This is a genomic window from Stenotrophomonas capsici (genome assembly GCF_034961085.1).
GTDB classification, from domain to species: Bacteria; Pseudomonadota; Gammaproteobacteria; order Xanthomonadales; family Xanthomonadaceae; genus Stenotrophomonas; species Stenotrophomonas capsici.
Genome location: NZ_JAYFUH010000142.1, coordinates 1 through 4,057, shown reverse-complemented (window position 1 = coordinate 4,057; position 4,057 = coordinate 1). Strand labels below are relative to the sequence as shown.

General features: G+C 69.4%; 6 protein-coding genes. 2 read left to right on the top strand and 4 right to left on the bottom strand.

Annotated elements, in window-relative coordinates:
• Positions 1 to 211, top strand: a 211-nt coding sequence (locus tag VA603_RS10310) for a hypothetical protein (RefSeq protein ID WP_323438757.1), incomplete at its 5' end; no start/stop codon positions are given.
• Between the two features lie 48 nt (positions 212 to 259).
• Here the strand turns inward: VA603_RS10310 and bioD are convergent.
• The 3 genes from bioD to VA603_RS10295 are packed head-to-tail and all read right to left on the bottom strand — an operon-like array spanning position 260 to position 2,791.
• On the bottom strand, positions 260 to 910 hold the full coding sequence (gene bioD, locus VA603_RS10305; RefSeq protein WP_192286874.1) for a dethiobiotin synthase: 651 nt from the start codon (positions 908 to 910) through the stop codon (positions 260 to 262).
• Entirely contained in the window at positions 907 to 2,199 is a 1,293-nt protein-coding gene (bioA, locus tag VA603_RS10300; RefSeq protein ID WP_323438756.1) for an adenosylmethionine--8-amino-7-oxononanoate transaminase, read from the bottom strand. Before bioA ends, bioD begins: the two co-directional genes overlap by 4 nt.
• Before the next feature lie 46 nt (positions 2,200 to 2,245).
• Complete coding sequence (locus VA603_RS10295) at positions 2,246 to 2,791, bottom strand: M23 family metallopeptidase (RefSeq protein WP_323438755.1); 546 nt, start codon at positions 2,789 to 2,791, stop codon at positions 2,246 to 2,248.
• 198 nt (positions 2,792 to 2,989) lie between these two features.
• On the opposite strand from VA603_RS10295, the gene VA603_RS10290 reads away from it, so the two are divergent.
• On the top strand, positions 2,990 to 3,280 hold the full coding sequence (locus VA603_RS10290) for a hypothetical protein (protein ID WP_323438754.1): 291 nt from the start codon (positions 2,990 to 2,992) through the stop codon (positions 3,278 to 3,280).
• Between the two features lie 16 nt (positions 3,281 to 3,296).
• On the opposite strand, the gene VA603_RS10285 is transcribed toward VA603_RS10290, so the two are convergent.
• The coding region (locus tag VA603_RS10285) for an aldo/keto reductase (protein WP_323438753.1) at positions 3,297 to 4,057 on the bottom strand (761 nt) is incomplete at its 5' end.

Sequence of the window (4,057 nt, the reverse complement as noted above, 5' to 3'; positions counted from 1 at the left end):
CAGCGCGGCCACGGACGACAACTTCCGTGCCTATGACCTGGCCACCGGCAAGGTGCTGTGGAACGTGCGCATCCCCGCCGGCGGGCAGGCGACCCCGATGACCTACCTGGACAGCCAGGGCGAACAGGTGGTGCTGCTGGTGGCCGGCGGACACGGTTCCATCGGCACCAAGGCCGGTGACTACGTGCTGGCCTACAAGCTGAGGAAATAGCCCCGGGCGCATGCCCTCTCCCGACTGCGGGAGAGGGACCGGGCAGCGTCAGCCCAGGTCGATCCGCGGCACGTCATACCAGGCCGCGTCCGGGAAGCGCGCCTGCACCCACTGACGGATGAAGTTGCGGCTGTCGGCCGCGATCACCTCGTCGGTGCTGTCATCACGGCTGTTCCAGGCCACGCCGTGCAGCGCGATGCCGCGTGCGGCCAGTGCTTCCAGCGACAACAGCGTGTGATTGATGCTGCCCAGCCGGCCCGAGGTCACCAGCAACACCGGCCAGCCCTTCTCCGCCACGTAGTCGATGGTCAGCAGCTGCTCGGTGAGCGGCACCATCAGCCCCCCGGCACCCTCCAGCAGCACCGTGCCGTAGCGCGTGGCCAACGTCGCGGTGGCGCGCTCGATGGCGTCCAGGTCCAGCGTCCGCTGTTCCAGCCGCGCGGCCAGGTGCGGCGAGGCCGGGTAGGCGAACAGCACCGGCATGGTGGTGCCGTCGCGGTCCTCCTCGAACAACCCGGTGCCCATGATGCGCCGGTGCAGCAGGATGTCATCGGAGGCGCCCACGCAGCCGGTCTGCACCAGCTTCTGGGTGATCACGTCCTCGCCCTGCTCGGCCCATTGCCGGGCCAGCCAGCCGGTGACCACTGTCTTGCCGATCTCGGTGTCGATGCCGCTGACGAATACCACCTTGCCGCTCATGCGCGCAGGTCCTCCGCGTCCAGTCCCGCCACCAGCGCGACCATGCCGTCGCACAGCTGTTGCAGCTGTGCGTCGCTGATCACGTACGGCGGCATCACGTACACCAGCCGCCCGAACGGACGGATCCAGATGCCCTGCTCCAGCATGCGCTGCTGGATGCGCTCCAGCCGCACCGCGGCCTTCAGTTCGATCACGCCGATCGCGCCCAGCACGCGCACGTCGGCCACCTGCGGCAGCGCGCGTGCCGGGGCCAGCCGCTCGCGCAGGGTGGCCTCGATCGCCCTCACCCGGCCCTGCCAGTCCTGCGACAGCAGTAACTGCGTGGAGGCCAGCGCCACCGCGCAGGCCAGCGGGTTGGCCATGAAGGTCGGGCCGTGCATGAACACGCCGGGATCACCGGCGGCGATCACGTCGGCGATCTCGCGCCGGGTCAGCGTGGCGGCCATCGTCATGTAACCGCCGGTCAGCGCCTTGCCGATGCACAGGATGTCCGGGGTGATGCCGGCATGCTCGCAGCCGAACAGGCGGCCGCTACGTCCGAAGCCAGTGGCGATCTCGTCGCAGATCAACAGTACGTCGTATTCACGGCACAGCCGCGCCAGCTCGCGCAGGTACTGCGGGTGATAGAAGCGCATGCCGCCGGCGCCCTGCACCACCGGCTCGATGATGAAGGCCGCCAACTCGTCGGCACGTTCGGCGAACAGCGCCGCGACCGGCGCCATGTCGGCCGGGTCCCAGGTGCCATCGAATGGTGTCTGCGGCGCCGGCACGAAGCAGCGTGACGGCAGCGAACTGCCGAACAGGCCATGCATGCCGGTGACCGGGTCGCACACCGACATCGCGTTCCAGGTATCGCCGTGGTAACCCGAGCGCGTGGTGGCGATGTTGCTCTTGCCCGGGCGCCCGCGCGCGGCCTGGTACTGGATGGCCATCTTCAGCGCCACTTCCACCGACACCGAGCCGGAGTCGGCGTAGAAGATCGCATCCAGCGGCTGCGGCACGATCTGCAGCAGCAGCTTGCCCAGCGCGATCGCCGGCGCGTGGGTGAGCCCGCCGAACATCACGTGCGACATCCGCCCCAGCTGCTCGACCGCGGCCGCGTTCAGCACCGGATGGTTGTAGCCGTGGATGGCGCACCACCACGAGGCCATGCCGTCGATCAGCTGCGGGCCGTCTTCCAGCTGCAGCAGCACGCCGTCGGCGCGCGCCACCTTGAGCACCGGCACCGGGCTCCCCAGCGAACTGTAGGGGTGCCACAAGTGGTCCCGGTCGAATTGGTCAATCACCATCGTTGCGACTCATGCCGCGCGGGGGGCGGCTTGCAGGGGGCGTACCTTACCGCTTGGCGGGGTTGGCTGCATGCATCAACGGCAGCGGATCCAGCGCACCGTCCGGCCCGTAGATGCTGTAATGCAGGTGCGGCGGCGTGCCCTTGGCGTTGCCGGTGTCGCCGACGATGCCCAGCACCTGGCCGGTCCCGATCACGTCACCGGCCGCCAGCCCCGGTGCCCAGCCGTCCAGGTGTGCGTAGTAATGGCGCTGCCCGGCCGGGCCCAGCAACCAGACCTGTTTGCCGCCCAGGCCGCGGTCGCGCACGCTGAGCACCACGCCTTCGGTGGCGGCCCGTACCGGGGTTCCCCGTGCGGCGAAGATGTCCACGCCCTGGTGCGTGCGGTCACGCCCGCGCGGCGCGCCAAACGTGGCCGCGATCTGCCGCGCACCGATGCCCTGCACCGGGACGGCGATGGCGTGCGGTGCCGGCAGCCGTGACAACCGCCAGCCTTCGCGCGCGATGATCGCGAACGGCTGCTTCCACAGCCACGCGCCGCCGCCGAGCAGCAGTGCGCACGCCAGCAATCCCCACCCCCACGAACGCTTCATGCCCATCCCTGCGATTGATCGAAGGCCACAACGCTAGCAGCATGCAGGCAGCCACGGCCAACGTTTCGCGCAGGGTTTGAAGTGGTTTCGTGACGCAGTGGCGCCACTTCTCTTCCACTTCACCTTCGCCCCATGCAGCGCTCACGCAACGACCGGATTCTGGGTGCGCGGCATCACGCCGCGTCACTGCCGTCGGCCATGCCCACACCGTACGAACTGCTGTCCAGCACATGGGTGTTGTCGAGCGCCGGCTACTTCCTGGTACTGGTGGTGGCCGGCGCAGTGTCGCGGCTGGCGTTCGATTTCATCGCCGTGATGTGCTTCATGGCGTTGCTGGGGGCATGGCTGGCCAGCAGCGGGCTGGATGCCGTCAAGGTGCTGGCGATGCTGGCCGCGCATGTCATGGCAACGGCGGGCGCAGACCGCCAGGTCAAACGCCTGGCGCGTGCCCGCCGCCCCCGGCCCGGTGTGGAGGGAGGCGTTCAATGACGCCCCCACTGCGATCTCAGCGTCCGGTCACGCGCTGCAACTGCTGCGGATAGCGCTCGCCGACCACGGTGATCGCGTCCAGCGCGCGGGTGATGTCGGCCATCTCGGCCGCGTCCAGCGCCACCGTCGTGGCGGCGATGTTCTCTTCCAGGCGGTGCAGCTTGGTCGTACCCGGGATCGGCACGATCCACGGCCTGCGCGCCAGCAGCCAGGCCAACGCGATCTGCGCCGGGGTGATGCCCTTTGCCGCGGCCAGGCGGGCGATCACCTCCAGCAGGCCGGCGTTGGCGCGCCGGCTCTCCTCCGAGAAGCGTGGCAGGCGGCTGCGGAAGTCGCTCGCCTCGAAGGGGGTGCTCGCATCCATCGCGCCCGTCAAAAAGCCCCGCCCCAGCGGGCTGAACGGCACGAAGCCGATGCCCAGTTCCTCCAGCAGCGGCAGGATCTCCTGCTCCGGCTCGCGCCACCACAACGAGTACTCGCTCTGCAGCGCGGCCACCGGTTGCACCGCATGCGCGCGGCGGATCGAATCCGCGCCGGCTTCGGACAGCCCGAAGTGCTTCACCTTGCCCTCGGCGATCAACTCGCGCACGGTGCCGGCCACGTCCTCCATCGGCACCGCCGGGTCGACGCGGTGCTGGTAGAACAGGTCGATGCGGTCGGTGCGCAGGCGCTTGAGCGAGGCCTCGGCCACGGCACGGATGGTCTGCGGCCGGCTGTCCACGCCCTTGTTGCCGTCGGCATCGCGGAAGCCGAACTTGGTGGCGATCACCACCTGTT

Coding starts and splice junctions, on each gene's coding strand:
- VA603_RS10290 (WP_323438754.1), top strand. CDS start 2,990: ATGCCCACACCGTACGAACTGCTGTCCAGCACATGGGTGTTGTCGAGC.
- VA603_RS10295 (WP_323438755.1), bottom strand. CDS start 2,791: ATGAAGCGTTCGTGGGGGTGGGGATTGCTGGCGTGCGCACTGCTGCTC.
- bioD (WP_192286874.1), bottom strand. CDS start 910: ATGAGCGGCAAGGTGGTATTCGTCAGCGGCATCGACACCGAGATCGGC.
- bioA (WP_323438756.1), bottom strand. CDS start 2,199: ATGGTGATTGACCAATTCGACCGGGACCACTTGTGGCACCCCTACAGT.